We start from the raw sequence: 15,623 nt of genomic DNA, 5'->3' as shown, positions 1-15,623 counted from the left end.
CGCGCAAGCCGTTTCGGATAAGGCCATTGACTAGATTGACGGCAAGATGCGGCCGAAATGCCGCCAGGAACACGAGGAAGCACCGATGGACGACAATCTCGCGCACGCAGACGAGGCAGGCGCAGGGCGGCGCGGACGCGGAGCGAGCGGTGGTGCCGCGGCGCGGCGCGCGGCGCGGGCCGGAGGCGGTCCCGGCAAGACGCTGACCTATATCAAGCGGCAAATTCCGCTCTATGAAGTGCTGAACGAGGAGGGTCTGGCGCTGATCGAGGCCAATGCCGACACCGTTCTCGAGGAAATCGGCATCGAGTTTCGCGACGACGCCGAAGCGCTCGAACTTTTCAAACAGGCCGGCGCGGATGTTCGCGGCGAGCGCGTGCATTTCCCAAAGGGCCTTTGCCGTGAACTCCTGAAGACCGCGCCTTCTCAATTCACGCAGCATGCGCGAAATCCCGAGCGATCGGTGCAGATCGGCGGCGACGCGACCGTTTTCGCGCCGGTCTACGGCCCTCCTTTCGTACGCGATCTCGACGGCAATCGCCGCTATGCGACGATCGAGGATTTCCGCAATTTCGTGAAGCTCGCCTATATGGCGCCGTCGATCCATCATTCGGGCGGAACGGTCTGCGAACCGGTCGATATCCCGGTCAACAAGCGGCACCTTGACATGGTGTTCAGCCACATGAAGTTCTCCGACAAGCCCTTTATGGGCTCGGTCACCGCGCCGGAGCGGGCCGAGGACACGGTGGACATGGCGAAAATTCTCTTCGGCGAAAAGTTCGTCGACGAGAACGCGGTCATCATCAATTTGATCAACGCCAATTCGCCGATGGTCTTCGACGAGACCATGCTCGGCGCGGCGAAGGTCTACGCCCGCAACAACCAGGCCTGCATCATCACGCCTTTCATTCTGGCGGGCGCGATGAGCCCGGTGACGGTGGCCGGTACGCTGACGCAAGTTCTGGCCGAGGTGCTGGCCGGAGCGTCCTTCACGCAACTCGTGCGACCGGGCGCCCCGGTTCTGTTCGGCACGTTCGCATCGTCGATCTCGATGCAATCGGGCGCGCCGACCTTCGGCACGCCGGAGCCGACGCTGGTTTCCTATGGTGCGGCGCAACTCGCGCGCCGGGTCGGCCTGCCGTTCCGTACCGGCGGATCGCTGTGTGCCTCGAAGATTCCCGATGCGCAGGCTGCCTATGAAAGCGCGAACACCTTGAACTCGACTGTTATGGCCGGCACGAACTTCGTGCTGCATGCCGCCGGCTGGCTCGAGGGCGGCCTTGCGTCCTGCTACGAGAAATTCATGATGGATATCGACCAGCTCGGCATGCAGCAGAAGTTGGCGCAGGGCGTCGACCTTTCGGAAAACGGGCAGGCGATGGACGCGATCCGCGAGGTCGGTCCCGGCAGCCATTATCTTGGCTGCTCGCATACACAGGCGAATTTCCAGTCGGCATTCTACCGCTCGTCGATCGCGGACAACAATTCCTTCGAGCAGTGGCAGGCCGAAGGCGAGAAGCGTGCCGAAAAGCGCGCCAACGAACTCGCCCGCCGCTGGCTGGAAACCTACGAAGCGCCGTATCTCGATCCGGGCATCGAGGACGGGCTCAAGGATTTCATGGCCAAGAAGAAGGAATCGATGCCCGACGCCTTCACTTGAAGGGAGCCCGACACAGGCCGGGCTAAAGTGGCCGACATCATCCACAAGGAAGTCTGGCGCTCGGCGGTGCGGGGGGCGGGAGACGGTGATCTGTGACGAACGTTTGAGCGATGGCGTGCGCGAGGCATGGACTTCTGTGACGAGCACAGGAATGACGATTGTGGAAAGGTTTCTCCAAACGCGGCGGTCGACCGGTTCGGCAATACCTCTCCACCGTGATTCCTGTGCTCGTCAAAGGAATCCATGCCTCGAACTTCGCGCGCGGTGAAGATGCCGATACGGTCTGCGAGCGTAACCGATCAGATTGCTGTCCTGCTCGCTGAAGAGGATCTGATCGTCCGCGGCGGGTTCAATTTTGAACCAGAAGAAGATGCGCCCGCGAAGGCTGTCATCCTCGTGGGCCATGGTGGGGCGGGATACTGGCCGCATTTCGCGGGGTGGCAACGACACAATCCACATATCGCCAACCCACTCGACACCTGGTCGCGCATCGTCATCGATCGCGTGGCGGTTGCTGTCGGCGCGTGGACGGCCTATCCCAATGACCTTCCCTATCTGCCGTTCCAGCAATGGGCGATGCGTGCGGAAGGGCTGCAAGCATCGCCGCTCGGTATCCTCATGCATCCGCGTTTCGGGCTTTGGCATGCCTATCGCGGCGCGTTGCTGTTCGATCGTGAGATTTCGATTCAAGCCGTTGCGACTTCGAATCATCTTTGTGGCCTATGTGCCGAGAAACCTTGCCTGAATTCCTGCCCGGTCGGTGCATTCTCAGGCGCAGATTATGCGGTCGAGCGGTGCCGGTCGCATGTGCGCAAAGAGGGCGCGACCTGCCGGGATGAAGGCTGCATTGCGCGCAATGCCTGCCCGCACGATGCCTATCGATATCCCGCCGACGTGCAGGCGTTCCACATGGAAGCTTTCATCTAAAGCGCGAGGCGTGTCGTGTGCTTGATGCTTTTCAGGACGAGATTGGTGCGTACATTGGCGATGCCGGGGAGGCGGAACAGAAAGCCTTCGAGGAAGACATTATACGCGTCCAGATCGGCACACAGCACGCGCAGATGATAATCCGCCTCGCCGGTCGTGGAGAAGCAGTCGAGCACCTCCGGGCGTTGCCGGACTTCGGCGATGAAGGTGTCGACATGGCCGTGCTCGTGGCGCGTCAGTGTTACGTGTACGACAGCATGGAACTTCAGTCCTGATTCAGCGGGATCGAGCAAGGCTCTGTACCCGCTGATGATTCCGGCCTCCTCAAGAGCGCGCACGCGCCGCCAGCATGCCGACGCTGACATGCCGCAGCGTTCGGCCAGATCCTGATTTGATATGCGGCCGTCATCCTGCAGGACAGTGAGAAGGCGACGGTCGGGTTCTTCCAGCTTCATCCTGCACTCCGAAAGAAGTATCCGGATTTACCGATATCATTGAATGATCATGCCGTGAAATCGATATTTCGGCGCAAGTCTGAAAGAAACTGCCATGCGGTTGGCGCTATTCTTTTCCATAGCCAATCTCGGAAGGATCAGCCATGACCGTCCACACGCCGCAGCGCGCGCTTGCATCCTACAAGCTCAAGGATCGCTACGAAATGGAGCGCGGCCGGGTCTTCCTGACCGGTACGCAGGCGCTTGTGCGCATCGCGCTCGATCAGGCGCGACGGGATCGGCAATCGGGCAGGAATACGGGCGGCTTTATCTCCGGCTATCGCGGTTCGCCGCTCGGTGGGGTCGATCTGGAACTGTGGCGCATCGGCGAGAAGCTGAAGGACAGCCGGATCGAATTCCTGCCGGCCGTCAATGAGGATCTGGCCGCGACGGCCGTGCTCGGTTCCCAGCAGGTCGAGACCAATCCGCAGCGCGAGGTCGAAGGCGTGTTCGCGCTCTGGTATGGCAAGGGGCCTGGCGTCGATCGCGCGGGTGACGCGCTCAAGCATGGAAATGCCTATGGATCGTCGCCGCATGGCGGCGTGCTGGTCGTGGCGGGCGACGATCATGGCTGCGTGTCGTCCTCGATGCCGCACCAGTCCGACGTCGCGTTCATGGCGTGGTTCATGCCGACGCTGAACCCGGCGAGTGTGTCGGAGTATCTCGAATTCGGCGAATATGGCTACGCGCTGTCACGCTATTCGGGCATGTGGGTCGGCTTCAAGGCTGTTTCGGAAACCGTGGAATCGGGCGCGTCGTTCGAACTGAAGCCGGATCGGCTATTCAACGAGCCGGATTTCGCCATACCGCCCACCGGTCTTCACTATCGCTGGCCCGACCTGCCGGGGCCGCAGATCGAAGAGCGGATGGAGGCGAAAAAGCAGGCCGTCTTCGCCTTTGCCGAAGCCAACCCTATCGACAAGCATATCTATGAAGTCCGGGACGCCAAATTCGGCATCGTAACCACCGGCAAGGGCCATCTCGACCTGATGGAGGCGCTGCGCCTGCTTGGCATCGGCGAGGCCGAATGCCGCGCGCTCGGCATCGACATCTACAAGGTCGGCATGGTCTGGCCGCTGGCACGCCGCGATGCGCTCGACTTCGTGCGCGGCAAGGAGGAGGTCCTCGTCATCGAGGAAAAGCGCGGCATCATCGAAAGTCAGTTCAAGGAATATTTCTACGACTGGCCGGGCGACAAGCCGAAGCGCATGGTCGGAAAGCGGGACGAGGCTGGCGAGCGGCTTGTGCCGTGGACTGGCGAACTCTCGCCGCGCCAGCTTGCGCCGATCGTCGCGAAGCGCCTCGATGGAATTTTCCCCGGCCACGACTTTTCGGCTCGCGCCCGTGCGATCACCGAAACCCCGATCAAGGCGCTCAGCGTACCCGGTGCGACCCGCACGCCGTATTTCTGCTCGGGCTGCCCGCACAACACCTCGACCAAGGTGCCGGAAGGCTCGACCGCACTTGCCGGCATCGGCTGTCACTTCATGGCGTCATGGATGGACCGCGAGACGACCTCGCTCATTCAGATGGGCGGCGAGGGCGTCAACTGGGCTGCGTCCTCGCTCTTCACGGGTCGGGGGCACGTCTTTCAGAACCTGGGCGAAGGCACCTATTACCATTCGGGCTCGATGGCGATCCGGCAGGCGATCGCGGCCAAAGCCAACATCACATACAAGATTTTGTTCAACGACGCCGTCGCGATGACGGGCGGGCAGCCGGTCGATGGTCCCGTTTCCGTTCATGCGATTGCCGCCGAGGTGCGGGCCGAGGGCGTCGAGCGCATTGCGCTCGTCAGTGACGATCCGGACAAGTTTTCCGTGCAGGATTTTCCTAGCGCCACCACGCTCCATCATCGCCGCGAGATGGACGCCGTTCAGCGCGAGTTGCGGGAGGTGAAGGGCGTTTCCGTTCTCATCTACGAACAGACCTGCGCGACCGAGAAGCGCCGCCGTCGCAAGCGTGGCACGATGGAAGACCCGAAGAAATTTGTCGTCATCAACGAACTCGTCTGCGAGGGGTGCGGCGATTGTTCGGTCGAATCGAACTGCCTTTCGGTCGAACCACTGGAAACCGAGTTCGGAACCAAGCGGCGGATCAATCAATCATCGTGCAACAAGGATTTCTCCTGCCTCAACGGCTTCTGCCCGAGTTTCGTGACGGTGGAAGGCGCAACGCGCAGGAAGAAGAGCGGCGTCGAGATCGATCTAGCGGCGCTCGCCGCCGATCTGGCCGAGCCTGAATTGCCCTCGCTCGACAGGCCGTTCGACCTGTTGATCACAGGCGTCGGCGGGACGGGCGTCGTCACGGTCGGGCAGTTGATCACCATGGCAGCGCATCTCGAAGCGAAGGGCGCGACGGTGCTGGACTTCACCGGCTTCGCGCAGAAATTCGGCCCCGTTCTATCGTTCGTGCGTCTGGGCGCGACGCCCGATGCGATCCATCAGGTGCGCATCGACGGCGGCGCCGCCGACGCACTGATCGGCTGCGATATCGTCGTGTCCTCGTCGCCGAAGGCATCGGCGACGTATAAGCCGGGCATGAAAGCAGCGGTCAACCTCGCCAAGATGCCGACCGGCGATATCGTTCGGCGGCGTGATGCGGACCTTGCGGTGGATCAGCGCCTTGCCGCGATACATGGCGTGGTTGGCGAGGGTGCTTTGACCGCCATCGATGCCAACCGCCTGTCGGAAAAGCTGATGGGCGATACGGTGTTCGCCAATGTCATGATGCTGGGGTTTGCATGGCAGCTCGGACTTGTGCCGGTGGGCTTCGAGGCGTTGCGACAGGCAATCGAACTCAATGGAGTCGCGATCGAGGCGAACCATCGCGCGTTTTTGATCGGTCGAATCTCCGCCGCGAAGCCGGAAGCTCTTGCGGGTCTTATCGAGCCCAAGCCTGCAATCGGCGAAACGCTCGACCAGATGGTCTCCAGGCGGGAGGCTTTCCTGACCGATTATCAGGACGCTGCCTACGCCGCGCGCTACCGCGAGACAGTGGAGCGGGTCCGCGCCGCCGAAGCCGGATTGGGTTCGCAGAAGCTGACCGAGGCCGTCGCCCGCTCGCTGTTCAAGCTGATGGCTTACAAGGACGAGTACGAAGTCGCGCGGCTTCATACCCAAACCGGGTTGAAGCTGAAGCTCGCAGACGAACTCGAGGGCGATTACCGCATCGTGCATCACCTCGCGCCACCGATGATGGGCGGCGACAAGGATGCGCGGGGACGACCGCTGAAGCGTGCTTTCGGCCCCTGGATTCGCACGCCGTTCCATCTGATGGCGCGTATGAAGCGTCTGCGCGGGACGGCTTTCGACGTTTTCGGCTATACGGCAGAGCGACGGATGGAACGCGAGCTGATCGGCTGGTACGAGCACAAGATCGACGAAGCGCTGGCGAAGGTTTCGCCGGATACACACGCGGCGATCGCCGAGGCGATGGCCCTGCCGATGCAGATACGCGGGTTCGGTCCCGTGAAGGACAAGGCCGTCGCCGAGGTGCGGCCGAAGCTTGACGCCGCGATAGCTGTGCTTTGAGGCTCACGATTTGTGTCGGGGAGCCAAGGTTGGGCTTGCTTCGGGCAAACGCCTGCGCTAACCCTCGCCGCGTTGCAACAAGGCCCATTGCCGATCCCGTTTCGAAGCTGGCGAAAGTGTCGCGCTACTCCTCCTGCGCCGGCCCGCTATAGTTCAGGGATCGCGGCTCATCGGGAAGTCGGTTCATGAACGAAGTGCTTACGTCCTACCTGCCCATCGTGATTTTCATGGGAGTGGCGTTGGTCGTCGGTCTGGCGCTGCTTGCGGCGCCGTTTCTGGTCGCCTTTCGCAATCCCGATCCCGAGAAGCTGTCGGCCTACGAGTGCGGATTCAATGCGTTCGACGATGCACGCATGAAGTTCGACATCCGGTTCTATCTGGTGGCGATCCTGTTCATCATCTTCGATCTGGAAGTCGCGTTCCTCTTCCCGTGGGCCATTTCCTTCGGGGAAATCGGCTGGCTCGGATTCTGGTCGATGATGATCTTCCTTGGCGTGCTGACCATCGGCTTCATATATGAATGGAAAAAAGGAGCGCTGGAATGGGATTGATCGATAACTCCCAGACCCTCGTCGCACCGAGGCCGAAGGGTCTGATCGACCCGAATACAGGCAACCCGATCGGCGCGGACGATCCGTTTTTCCTGAACGTCAAGGAAGAACTCGACGACAAGGGTTTTCTCGTCACCTCCTCCGAGGCGCTGATCACATGGGCGCGTTCGGGCTCGCTCATGTTCATGACCTTCGGTCTGGCGTGCTGCGCCGTCGAGATGATCCACACCTCGATGCCGCGCTACGATTCGGAGCGTTTCGGCGTTGCGCCGCGCGCATCACCGCGCCAGTCGGACATCATGATCGTCGCGGGCACGCTGACGAACAAAATGGCGCCCGCTTTGCGCAAGGTCTACGACCAGATGCCGGAGCCGCGTTACGTCATTTCGATGGGCTCGTGCGCGAACGGCGGCGGCTACTACCACTATTCCTATTCGGTGGTGCGCGGCTGCGACCGGATCGTTCCGGTCGACATCTATGTGCCCGGTTGCCCGCCCTCGGCGGAAGCGCTGCTCTACGGCATTCTTCTTCTGCAAAAGAAGATCCGCCGCACCGGCACGATCGAACGCTAGGACACGCCAATGAGCGAAGCTCTGAACGAACTCGCCACCTATCTGAGCGGCAAGCTTGGCGGTCGCATTCATGACGTCGGCATCGCTTTCGGCGATCTGACGATCCACACCGAGCCGGGCGACCTGATCGACGTGCTGGAGTTTCTTCGCGACGACATACAGTGCCGGTTCGTGTCGTTCATTGACGTCTGTGGGGCTGACTATCCGGCGCGAGAGAAGCGTTTCGACGTCGTCTATCACCTACTGTCGCCCTACCAGAATCTGCGCATTCGCGTGAAGTTGCGGACCGACGAGGATACGCCGGTCCCGTCCGCGACGGCCGTCTATCCGGGTGCGGACTGGTTCGAGCGCGAGACCTACGATCTTTACGGAGTGCTCTTCACCGGCCACCCCGATCTGCGCCGCATCCTTACCGATTACGGTTTCGAGGGACATCCGCTGCGCAAGGACTTTCCGCTGACCGGTTTCGTAGAGGTTCGCTACGACGACGAGGTCAAGCGCGTGGTCTACGAGCCGGTCGAGCTCAAGCAGGAATTCCGCAACTTCGACTTTCTCTCGCCATGGGAAGGCACCGATTACGTGCTGCCGGGCGACGAGAAGGCGAAAGCGAACTGAGGCGCCTCGATGGCTGAAACGTCTGTACGCAACTTCAATATCAACTTTGGCCCGCAGCATCCTGCAGCCCATGGTGTGTTGAGGTTGGTTCTAGAGCTCGATGGCGAGGTGGTAGACCGCGTCGATCCGCATATCGGCCTGCTTCATCGCGGAACCGAAAAGCTGATCGAGGCAAAGACCTATCTGCAGGCCGTGCCGTATTTCGACCGGCTCGACTATTGCGCGCCGATGAACCAGGAGCACGCATTCGCGCTCGGCGTCGAAAAGCTGCTCGGCATCGAGGTGCCGAAGCGCGGTCAGGTCATCCGCGTTTTGTATTCCGAAATCGGCCGCATCATGTCGCACATCCTCAATGTGACGACGCAGGCGATGGATGTCGGCGCGCTGACGCCGCCGCTCTGGGGATTCGAAGAACGCGAGAAGCTGTGCGTGTTCTATGAGCGCGCGTCCGGCAGCCGCATGCACGCCGCCTATTTCCGCCCCGGCGGCGTTCATCAGGATCTGCCAGAAAAGCTTGTCGAGGATATCGGCAAGTGGATCGATCCGTTCATGAAAATGATGGACGATCTCGACAATCTCCTGACCGGCAACCGTATCTTCAAGCAGCGCAACGTCGATATCGGCGTCGTTTCGCTGGAAGATGCTTGGGCGTGGGGATTTTCCGGCGTCATGGTGCGCGGCTCCGGCGCGGCCTGGGATTTGCGCAAGTCGCAGCCCTATGAGTGCTATTCGGAAATGGAATTCGACGTGCCGATCGGCAAGAACGGCGACTGTTTCGACCGCTACCTGATCCGCATGGAAGAAATGCGCCAATCGGCGAAGATCATCCGCCAGTGCGTCGACCTGCTTCTGGGCAAGGAAAAGACCGGCCCGGTCTCATCCATGGACGGCAAGATCGTGCCGCCGAAGCGTCAAGCGATGAAGCGTTCGATGGAAGCGCTGATCCACCATTTCAAGCTCTACACCGAAGGCTACCGGGTGCCGGCGGGCGAGGTCTATGCGGCCGTCGAAGCGCCAAAAGGCGAGTTCGGCGTCTATCTCGTCTCGGACGGCACCAACAAGCCCTATCGCTGCAAGCTGCGCGCTCCGGGTTTCGCGCATCTCCAGTCGATGGACTTCCTGTGCAGGGGGCATCTGCTCGCCGACGTTTCGGCGGTTCTCGGCTCGCTCGACATCGTGTTCGGCGAGGTCGATCGCTGATGCTCCAGGCGCGGACGGGCGAGATTTCGGTGGATCGGATTCAGGGCAGCGTCGCCGGCGCGGCGCTGCACGAGCGCGCCGCTATCGGCGTGCTTCGCCTGTCCACCGTCGTTCTTCGCCCGTTCCATGATTACGGCTTTTCCTATATCGCGCGGTTTACCCGCAAGCTTCTGCCGAGCACTAAGCCGATGCTGCTGAAGCTTTCCGACGACAGTTTCATGCGCGTCGATTATTGCGACGCCTATTGGTCGACGCTTCTGTCGCCCAGCTACAAATACGAGCAGTGGATCGCTACGCTTCTGACTGACTCGGCAGATGTCGATTACGGTTTCATCGACGGGGGTGCCAATCACGGCTACTGGTCGATTCTGGCCAGCGGCGCAAAAGCGGGCTCCAAGCCGGTCGTCGCGATCGAAGCGGCTTCCGACACGTTCGCGCATCTCGACGACAATCGCCGTCTCAACGGCGAGCGCTTCACGGCGCTGAACCGGGCCATTGGCGCGGTCGGCGGCGAGCGGGTCCTGATCTACGGGGCAAAGCACGAGGCGCGCACGACGGTCGCTACGGGCGATGCCAAGCCGATCCTCGACTGCGTGACCATCTCGCTCGACGAAGTCGCGGCGATGGATGAGTTTGTCGACACGGACAAATTCATCGTCAAGCTGGATGTCGAGGGCGTCGAAGTGGCAGCCTTTTCCGGTGCGTCGCAGCTTCTGGCAGGTGACAGCGTCTTCGTCTACGAGGAACATGGATCGGATCGGGCTCACGAGACGACGCGATACGTGCTTGAAGATCTGGGCCTCAAGGTTTTCTGGCTCGGCGCAGGCGCGACACAGGAGATCGTGGCGCTCGACACGCTTGATGGAATCAAGAAATCCCGCCGCTTCGGCTATGATATGGTCGCGACGAAGAGCCCGTTCTGGCTGTCGCGGCTGGAGCGTCTGGTGTCCGGCCAGACCAGGCCGCACTGAGGGTTCGCAAGGAATTCAGGAATGACAGTTCGCAGACTTGCAGATGTTGAGGTTCAGCCGCCGCATTTCGCTTTCACGAGCGACAATTTGGCGTGGGCCGAGAAGACCATCCGGAAATATCCGGAAGGGCGCGAGCAATCGGCCGTTATCCCGCTTTTGATGCGGGCGCAGGAACAGGACGGCTGGGTCACGCGCGCGGCGATCGAGCACGTCGCCGCGATGCTCGAAATGCCGCTGATCCGCGTTCTGGAAGTCGCGACATTCTACACGCAGTTCCAGTTGAAGCCCGTCGGCACCAAGGCGCATATCCAGGTGTGCGGAACGACGCCGTGCATGCTGCGCGGTTCCGAAGCGCTGATGGATGTCTGCCGCTCGAAAATCCACCACGACCAGTTCCACACAAACGAGGCGGGCACGCTTTCGTGGGAAGAGGTCGAGTGTCAGGGCGCGTGCGTCAACGCGCCGATGATCATGATCTTCAAGGATGCCTATGAGGATTTGACGCCGGAGCGTCTGTCCGAGATCATCGATGAGTTCGAGGCGGGCAAAGGCGATGTGGTTCCGACCGGGCCGCAGACCGACCGTGTGTTTTCCGCGCCGGCGACCGGTCTCACCTCGCTGACGGATGAAAAAGCGGTGACGAAGAGCGGTTCGTCGAAGCCCGCGCGCAAGGCTGGCGCAGACGCCGGCATGGTTGCGCCATCGCAGGCCGCCAAGCCGAAAACTGCTGCTCCGGAGACCGATCCGTCGATCAAGTCGCCGTCGCCGGTCAAGGCTGATCAGGCCAAGGAACGTGCCGAGAGCGTCGAAGCTCCAAAGGAAAACAAGGCGGCCGTCGACAAGAGTGCGCCGGAAGTCGAAGGCGAAGCCAAGCGGCGCAAGCATGCCGACAAGAAAGATGGCGCGACGGCTGAGCACCGCGCGCCCGAAGTGGCTGAGGGCGAGCCGATCGGTCCTGCCGGTCGTCGACGCCCGTCCGAGAAGAAGGCCGAACCCGGCAAGCCGTCGCCGGAAGGCACGGACGAGGTGAAAAAGCCCTCGCGTTCGCGCAAGGCGAAAACCGACGATGAAGGCGGAGCGAAGTGATGCTTCAGGACAAAGACCGCATCTTCACCAATATCTACGGGCAGTTCGACCAGTCGCTGAAAGGCGCCATGGCGCGCGGCCACTGGGACGGAACGGCCGGGCTGATCGCCAAGGGGCGCGACTGGATCATTCAGGAAATGAAGGATTCAGGTCTGCGCGGACGCGGGGGCGCGGGTTTCCCGACCGGTCTCAAATGGTCGTTCATGCCGAAGGCGGTGAATGACGATCGTCCGCATTACCTCGTCGTCAATGCCGACGAATCCGAGCCCGGCACCTGCAAAGACCGCGAAATCCTGCGTCATGACCCGCACACGCTGGTCGAAGGCTGCCTGATCGCCGGTTTCGGTATGGGCGCGCATACGGCCTACATCTATGTGCGCGGTGAGTTCATCCGCGAGCGCGAGGCGCTGCAGCGCGCCATCGACGAGGCCTATGATGCCGGCTTGCTCGGCAAAGGCAACAAGAATGGCTGGGACATGGACATTTTCGTCCATCACGGCGCCGGCGCCTATATCTGCGGCGAGGAAACGGCGCTGCTCGAAAGCCTCGAAGGCAAGAAGGGCCAGCCGCGCCTCAAGCCGCCGTTTCCGGCCAATGTCGGCCTCTATGGATGCCCCACGACGGTCAACAATGTCGAATCCATTGCCGTCGCACCGACGATCCTGCGTCGCGGGGCGGGGTGGTTCGCAGGCTTTGGCCGTCCGAACAATGTCGGCACCAAGCTTTTCTGCATCTCCGGCCATGTCAACAATCCGTGCACGGTCGAAGAAGCCATGTCGATCCCGTTCCGCGAACTGATCGACAAGCATTGCGGCGGCATTCGCGGTGGCTGGGACAATCTTCTCGCCGTCATTCCGGGCGGTTCCTCAGTGCCGCTGGTGCCTGCCGCCGAGATTATCGACACGCCGATGGATTTCGATTCGCTGCGTGACCTGAAGTCCGGTCTTGGCACGGCGGCGGTCATCGTCATGGACAAGTCCACCGACATCGTGAAGGCGATCGCGCGGCTTTCCTATTTCTACAAGCATGAGAGCTGCGGCCAGTGCACGCCGTGCCGCGAGGGTACGGGGTGGATGTGGCGCGTGATGGAGCGTCTGGTGCGTGGCGAGGCGCACAAGCGCGAGATCGACATGCTGCTCGACGTGACCAAGCAGGTGGAAGGGCACACGATTTGCGCGCTGGGCGACGCGGCCGCATGGCCGATCCAGGGGCTGATCCGTCATTTCCGTCCCGAGATCGAGCGCCGGATCGACGAATTCACCCGCAACAGCCACCGCGCCGAGCCGGCGCTGGTCGCGGCGGAGTAGGGCTTGAGTCGATGACCGATCCGAAGCAAAGCGGAACTGGCATGTCCGACGAATTTGCCGGAATGGCGAATTTGATGGCGCATCCGCTTGCCGGCATGGCGGCGGCTTCGGCGATCGGCTTCGGCATGGCGAGTCACGCTTTCGGCATGTGGATGGGCGCAATGGCGGGCGCGGCGGAAGCCTCGCAACGTCTGTTCGAAGATAAACCGCGGGCCGCGCCTGTGGCGCGAAAGCCGGCCGGGCTGAAGCTGGTGTCGAGCCGACAGGTGACCACGCCTGCCGCGAAACCGGTTCGCAAGGCGGCATCGAAGCCAGCCGACGATCTGAAGGCGATTTCGGGCATCGGCCCGAAGCTGGAACAGGTGTTGAATGCGCGCGGCATATCGAGTTATGCGCAGGTCGCGACGTTGAACGCGGCCGGAATCGCAAAGCTCGATGACGAGCTCGGTTTCGGCGGGCGGATCGAGCGTGACGATTGGGTCGGACAGGCGAAGAGCCTTGCATCCGCACACAAGTCCGGTTCAAAGGGTGCGGGCCGCGAGCGGTCCTGAATTTTCTGCCGGTCTTTGAGGCTGGTACGAGCGGGCGGCCTATGCCGCCGGGGTTAGAGGCAAGATGGCGAAGCTTAAAGTCGACGGCAAAGAGATCGAGGTTCCCGATCACTACACGCTGCTTCAGGCGGCAGAGGAAGCGGGCGCGGAAGTGCCGCGCTTCTGCTTCCATGAGCGGCTGTCGATCGCCGGCAATTGCCGCATGTGCCTCGTCGAGGTGAAGGGCGGACCGCCCAAGCCCGCCGCGTCCTGCGCCATGGGCGTGCGCGATCTGCGTCCCGGCCCGAACGGCGAGCCGCCGGAAGTCTTCACCAACACACCAATGGTGCGCAAGGCGCGCGAAGGCGTGATGGAATTCCTGCTGATCAACCACCCGCTCGACTGCCCGATTTGCGATCAGGGCGGCGAATGCGACCTGCAGGACCAGGCGATGGCGTTCGGCGTCGACGCTTCGCGCTATCACGAGAACAAGCGCGCGGTCGAAGACAAGTATATCGGACCGCTCGTCAAGACGATCATGACGCGCTGCATTCACTGCACGCGCTGCGTGAGGTTCACGACGGAAGTCGCTGGAATTTCAGAGCTTGGCCTGATCGGTCGTGGCGAGGATGCGGAGATCACGACCTACCTCGAAAACGCGATGACCTCGGAGTTGCAGGGCAATGTCATCGATTTGTGCCCGGTCGGCGCGCTCACGTCGCGTCCCTATGCTTTTCAGGCGCGTCCGTGGGAACTCTCCAAGACCGAATCCATCGACGTGATGGATGCCGTCGGCTCCGCGATCCGCGTCGACACGCGCGGCCGCGAGGTCATGCGCATCATGCCGCGCGTCAATGAGCAGGTGAATGAGGAGTGGATCTCCGACAAGACGCGGTTCATTTGGGACGGCCTGCGCACGCAGCGTCTCGACCGGCCGTATGTGCGCAAGAATGGCAAGCTGACGGCTGCAAGCTGGGCAGAAGCCTTCGCTGCGATCAAGGATGCCATTTCGAAGACCTCCGGTGAGAAGATCGGCGCAATTGCCGGCGATCTTGCCACAGTTGAGGAAATGTACGCGCTCAAAAATCTGATGGCCTCGCTCGGCTCGGCCAATATCGATTGCCGTCAGGACGGGACGAAGCTCAATCCTGCGAACGGCCGTGCAAGCTACATCTTCAATCCGACCATCGAGGGTATCGAGGACGCGGATGCGCTCTTGATCATCGGTGCAAATCCGCGTTTCGAGGCATCGGTGCTGAACGCACGCATTCGCAAACGCTGGCGCATGGGTAATTTCCCGATCGGCGTCGTCGGCGACATCGGCGACCTGCGCTACGATGCCGAGCGGCTCGGCGGCGGTGCCGAGACGTTGCAGCAGCTCGTCGCAGGCAAACTCGATTTCGCAAAGCTCCTGAAGGATGCCGAACGTCCGATGATCGTCGTCGGCCAAGGCGCGCTTGCGCGTGCTGACGGCGTGGCAATTCTTGCTCTGGCTGCCGAACTGGCAACCGCCGTCGGTGCCGTCTCGGCAGACTGGAACGGCTTTGGCGTATTGCATACGGCAGCGTCGCGCGTTGGCGGTCTCGATCTCGGCTTTGTGCCGGGCGAGAGCAGCAAGGATTTGGCGGCGATGGCGGGGTCGCTCGATGTCGCCTTCCTGCTCGGCGCCGACGAGTTCGACATGAATGCGCTGGGTTCGGCTTTCACAGTCTATATCGGCAGCCATGGCGATGCCGGCGCGCACCGCGCGGACGTCATCTTGCCGGGTGCGACCTACACCGAGAAATCCGGCATTTTCGTCAATACGGAAGGCCGCGTGCAGATGGCCAATCGCGCCGGCTTCGCGCCGGGCGATGCGAAGGAAGATTGGGCGATCCTGCGCGCACTCTCCGACGTTCTCGGCCACAAGTTGCCGTTCGATTCGCTGCCGCAACTGCGCGCCAAGCTCTATGCCGAGTATCCGCATTTTGCCGCGATCGACGAGATCGCCATCGGCGATATCGCGCAGCTCTCGGCGCTCAAGAGCGCCGGATCAGATTTCGACAAGGCGGCGTTCACGTCGCCGATCAGCGACTTCTACCTGACCAACCCGATCGCGCGCGCCTCCGCCGTGATGGCCGAGTGCTCCGCACTCGCACGGGATGGTTTCAGGCAGGCAGCCGAATAGGGCAGGGGCA

The 15,623-nt window shown here is 61.9% G+C and carries 13 protein-coding genes; 12 read left to right on the top strand and 1 reads right to left on the bottom strand.

Annotated features, from left to right (window positions below):
• The first annotated feature begins 85 nt into the window (after positions 1-85).
• On the top strand, positions 86-1,660 hold the full coding sequence (locus tag GTW25_RS07000; protein WP_252911227.1) for a trimethylamine methyltransferase family protein: 1,575 nt from the start codon (positions 86-88) through the stop codon (positions 1,658-1,660).
• A 270-nt stretch (positions 1,661-1,930) separates the two neighbouring features.
• On the top strand, positions 1,931-2,587 hold the full coding sequence (locus tag GTW25_RS06995) for a hypothetical protein (RefSeq protein ID WP_252911226.1): 657 nt from the start codon (positions 1,931-1,933) through the stop codon (positions 2,585-2,587).
• Here the strand turns inward: GTW25_RS06995 and GTW25_RS06990 are convergent.
• Positions 2,584-3,042 (bottom strand): Lrp/AsnC family transcriptional regulator, encoded by a 459-nt coding sequence (locus GTW25_RS06990; protein ID WP_252911225.1) that lies wholly within the window; start codon positions 3,040-3,042, stop codon positions 2,584-2,586. The two genes, GTW25_RS06995 and GTW25_RS06990, sit on opposite strands and share 4 nt — an antisense overlap.
• Positions 3,043-3,185: 143 nt before the next feature.
• Between GTW25_RS06990 and GTW25_RS06985 the strand changes: the two genes are divergently transcribed.
• The 10 genes from GTW25_RS06985 to nuoG all read left to right on the top strand — a co-directional run bounded on the left by GTW25_RS06985 (position 3,186) and on the right by nuoG (position 15,613).
• Positions 3,186-6,614, top strand: a complete 3,429-nt coding sequence (locus GTW25_RS06985; RefSeq protein ID WP_252911224.1) for an indolepyruvate ferredoxin oxidoreductase family protein — start codon at positions 3,186-3,188, stop codon at positions 6,612-6,614.
• Positions 6,615-6,799: 185 nt separating this feature from the next.
• Positions 6,800-7,165 (top strand): NADH-quinone oxidoreductase subunit A, encoded by a 366-nt coding sequence (locus GTW25_RS06980; protein WP_252911223.1) that lies wholly within the window; start codon positions 6,800-6,802, stop codon positions 7,163-7,165.
• A complete protein-coding gene (locus GTW25_RS06975) occupies positions 7,156-7,737 on the top strand; it encodes a NuoB/complex I 20 kDa subunit family protein (RefSeq protein ID WP_252911222.1) in 582 nt (193 codons plus the stop codon). The genes GTW25_RS06980 and GTW25_RS06975 overlap by 10 nt, the downstream gene beginning before the upstream one ends.
• Positions 7,738-7,746: 9 nt before the next feature.
• Complete coding sequence (locus GTW25_RS06970; RefSeq protein ID WP_252911221.1) at positions 7,747-8,352, top strand: NADH-quinone oxidoreductase subunit C; 606 nt, start codon at positions 7,747-7,749, stop codon at positions 8,350-8,352.
• 9 nt (positions 8,353-8,361) lie between these two features.
• Positions 8,362-9,552, top strand: coding sequence for an NADH-quinone oxidoreductase subunit D (locus GTW25_RS06965; RefSeq protein WP_252911220.1), 1,191 nt, complete (start codon positions 8,362-8,364; stop codon positions 9,550-9,552).
• Entirely contained in the window at positions 9,552-10,523 is a 972-nt protein-coding gene (locus tag GTW25_RS06960; protein WP_252911219.1) for an FkbM family methyltransferase, read from the top strand. The genes GTW25_RS06965 and GTW25_RS06960 overlap by 1 nt, the downstream gene beginning before the upstream one ends.
• A gap of 21 nt (positions 10,524-10,544) precedes the next feature.
• Positions 10,545-11,609 (top strand): NADH-quinone oxidoreductase subunit NuoE, encoded by a 1,065-nt coding sequence (nuoE, locus tag GTW25_RS06955; RefSeq protein WP_252911218.1) that lies wholly within the window; start codon positions 10,545-10,547, stop codon positions 11,607-11,609.
• Positions 11,609-12,916: an NADH-quinone oxidoreductase subunit NuoF gene (nuoF, locus tag GTW25_RS06950; RefSeq protein ID WP_252911217.1), complete on the top strand. Its 1,308-nt coding sequence runs from the start codon at positions 11,609-11,611 to the stop codon at positions 12,914-12,916. The genes nuoE and nuoF overlap by 1 nt, the downstream gene beginning before the upstream one ends.
• Before the next feature lie 41 nt (positions 12,917-12,957).
• Complete coding sequence (locus tag GTW25_RS06945; protein WP_252911216.1) at positions 12,958-13,467, top strand: helix-hairpin-helix domain-containing protein; 510 nt, start codon at positions 12,958-12,960, stop codon at positions 13,465-13,467.
• A 64-nt stretch (positions 13,468-13,531) separates the two neighbouring features.
• A complete protein-coding gene (nuoG, locus tag GTW25_RS06940; protein WP_252911215.1) occupies positions 13,532-15,613 on the top strand; it encodes an NADH-quinone oxidoreductase subunit NuoG in 2,082 nt (693 codons plus the stop codon).
• Positions 15,614-15,623 lie beyond the last annotated feature (10 nt).

Source organism: Aliihoeflea aestuarii, assembly GCF_024105665.1.
In the GTDB taxonomy this organism is placed as follows: domain Bacteria; phylum Pseudomonadota; class Alphaproteobacteria; order Rhizobiales; family Rhizobiaceae; genus Aliihoeflea; species Aliihoeflea aestuarii.
Note: the sequence above shows the minus strand (reverse complement) of the source record. Positions and strands in the feature narration are given on the sequence as shown.

Coding starts and splice junctions, on each gene's coding strand:
- GTW25_RS07000 (WP_252911227.1), top strand. CDS start 86: ATGGACGACAATCTCGCGCACGCAGACGAGGCAGGCGCAGGGCGGCGC.
- GTW25_RS06995 (WP_252911226.1), top strand. CDS start 1,931: ATGCCGATACGGTCTGCGAGCGTAACCGATCAGATTGCTGTCCTGCTC.
- GTW25_RS06990 (WP_252911225.1), bottom strand. CDS start 3,042: ATGAAGCTGGAAGAACCCGACCGTCGCCTTCTCACTGTCCTGCAGGAT.
- GTW25_RS06985 (WP_252911224.1), top strand. CDS start 3,186: ATGACCGTCCACACGCCGCAGCGCGCGCTTGCATCCTACAAGCTCAAG.
- GTW25_RS06980 (WP_252911223.1), top strand. CDS start 6,800: ATGAACGAAGTGCTTACGTCCTACCTGCCCATCGTGATTTTCATGGGA.
- GTW25_RS06975 (WP_252911222.1), top strand. CDS start 7,156: ATGGGATTGATCGATAACTCCCAGACCCTCGTCGCACCGAGGCCGAAG.
- GTW25_RS06970 (WP_252911221.1), top strand. CDS start 7,747: ATGAGCGAAGCTCTGAACGAACTCGCCACCTATCTGAGCGGCAAGCTT.
- GTW25_RS06965 (WP_252911220.1), top strand. CDS start 8,362: ATGGCTGAAACGTCTGTACGCAACTTCAATATCAACTTTGGCCCGCAG.
- GTW25_RS06960 (WP_252911219.1), top strand. CDS start 9,552: ATGCTCCAGGCGCGGACGGGCGAGATTTCGGTGGATCGGATTCAGGGC.
- nuoE (WP_252911218.1), top strand. CDS start 10,545: ATGACAGTTCGCAGACTTGCAGATGTTGAGGTTCAGCCGCCGCATTTC.
- nuoF (WP_252911217.1), top strand. CDS start 11,609: ATGCTTCAGGACAAAGACCGCATCTTCACCAATATCTACGGGCAGTTC.
- GTW25_RS06945 (WP_252911216.1), top strand. CDS start 12,958: ATGTCCGACGAATTTGCCGGAATGGCGAATTTGATGGCGCATCCGCTT.
- nuoG (WP_252911215.1), top strand. CDS start 13,532: ATGGCGAAGCTTAAAGTCGACGGCAAAGAGATCGAGGTTCCCGATCAC.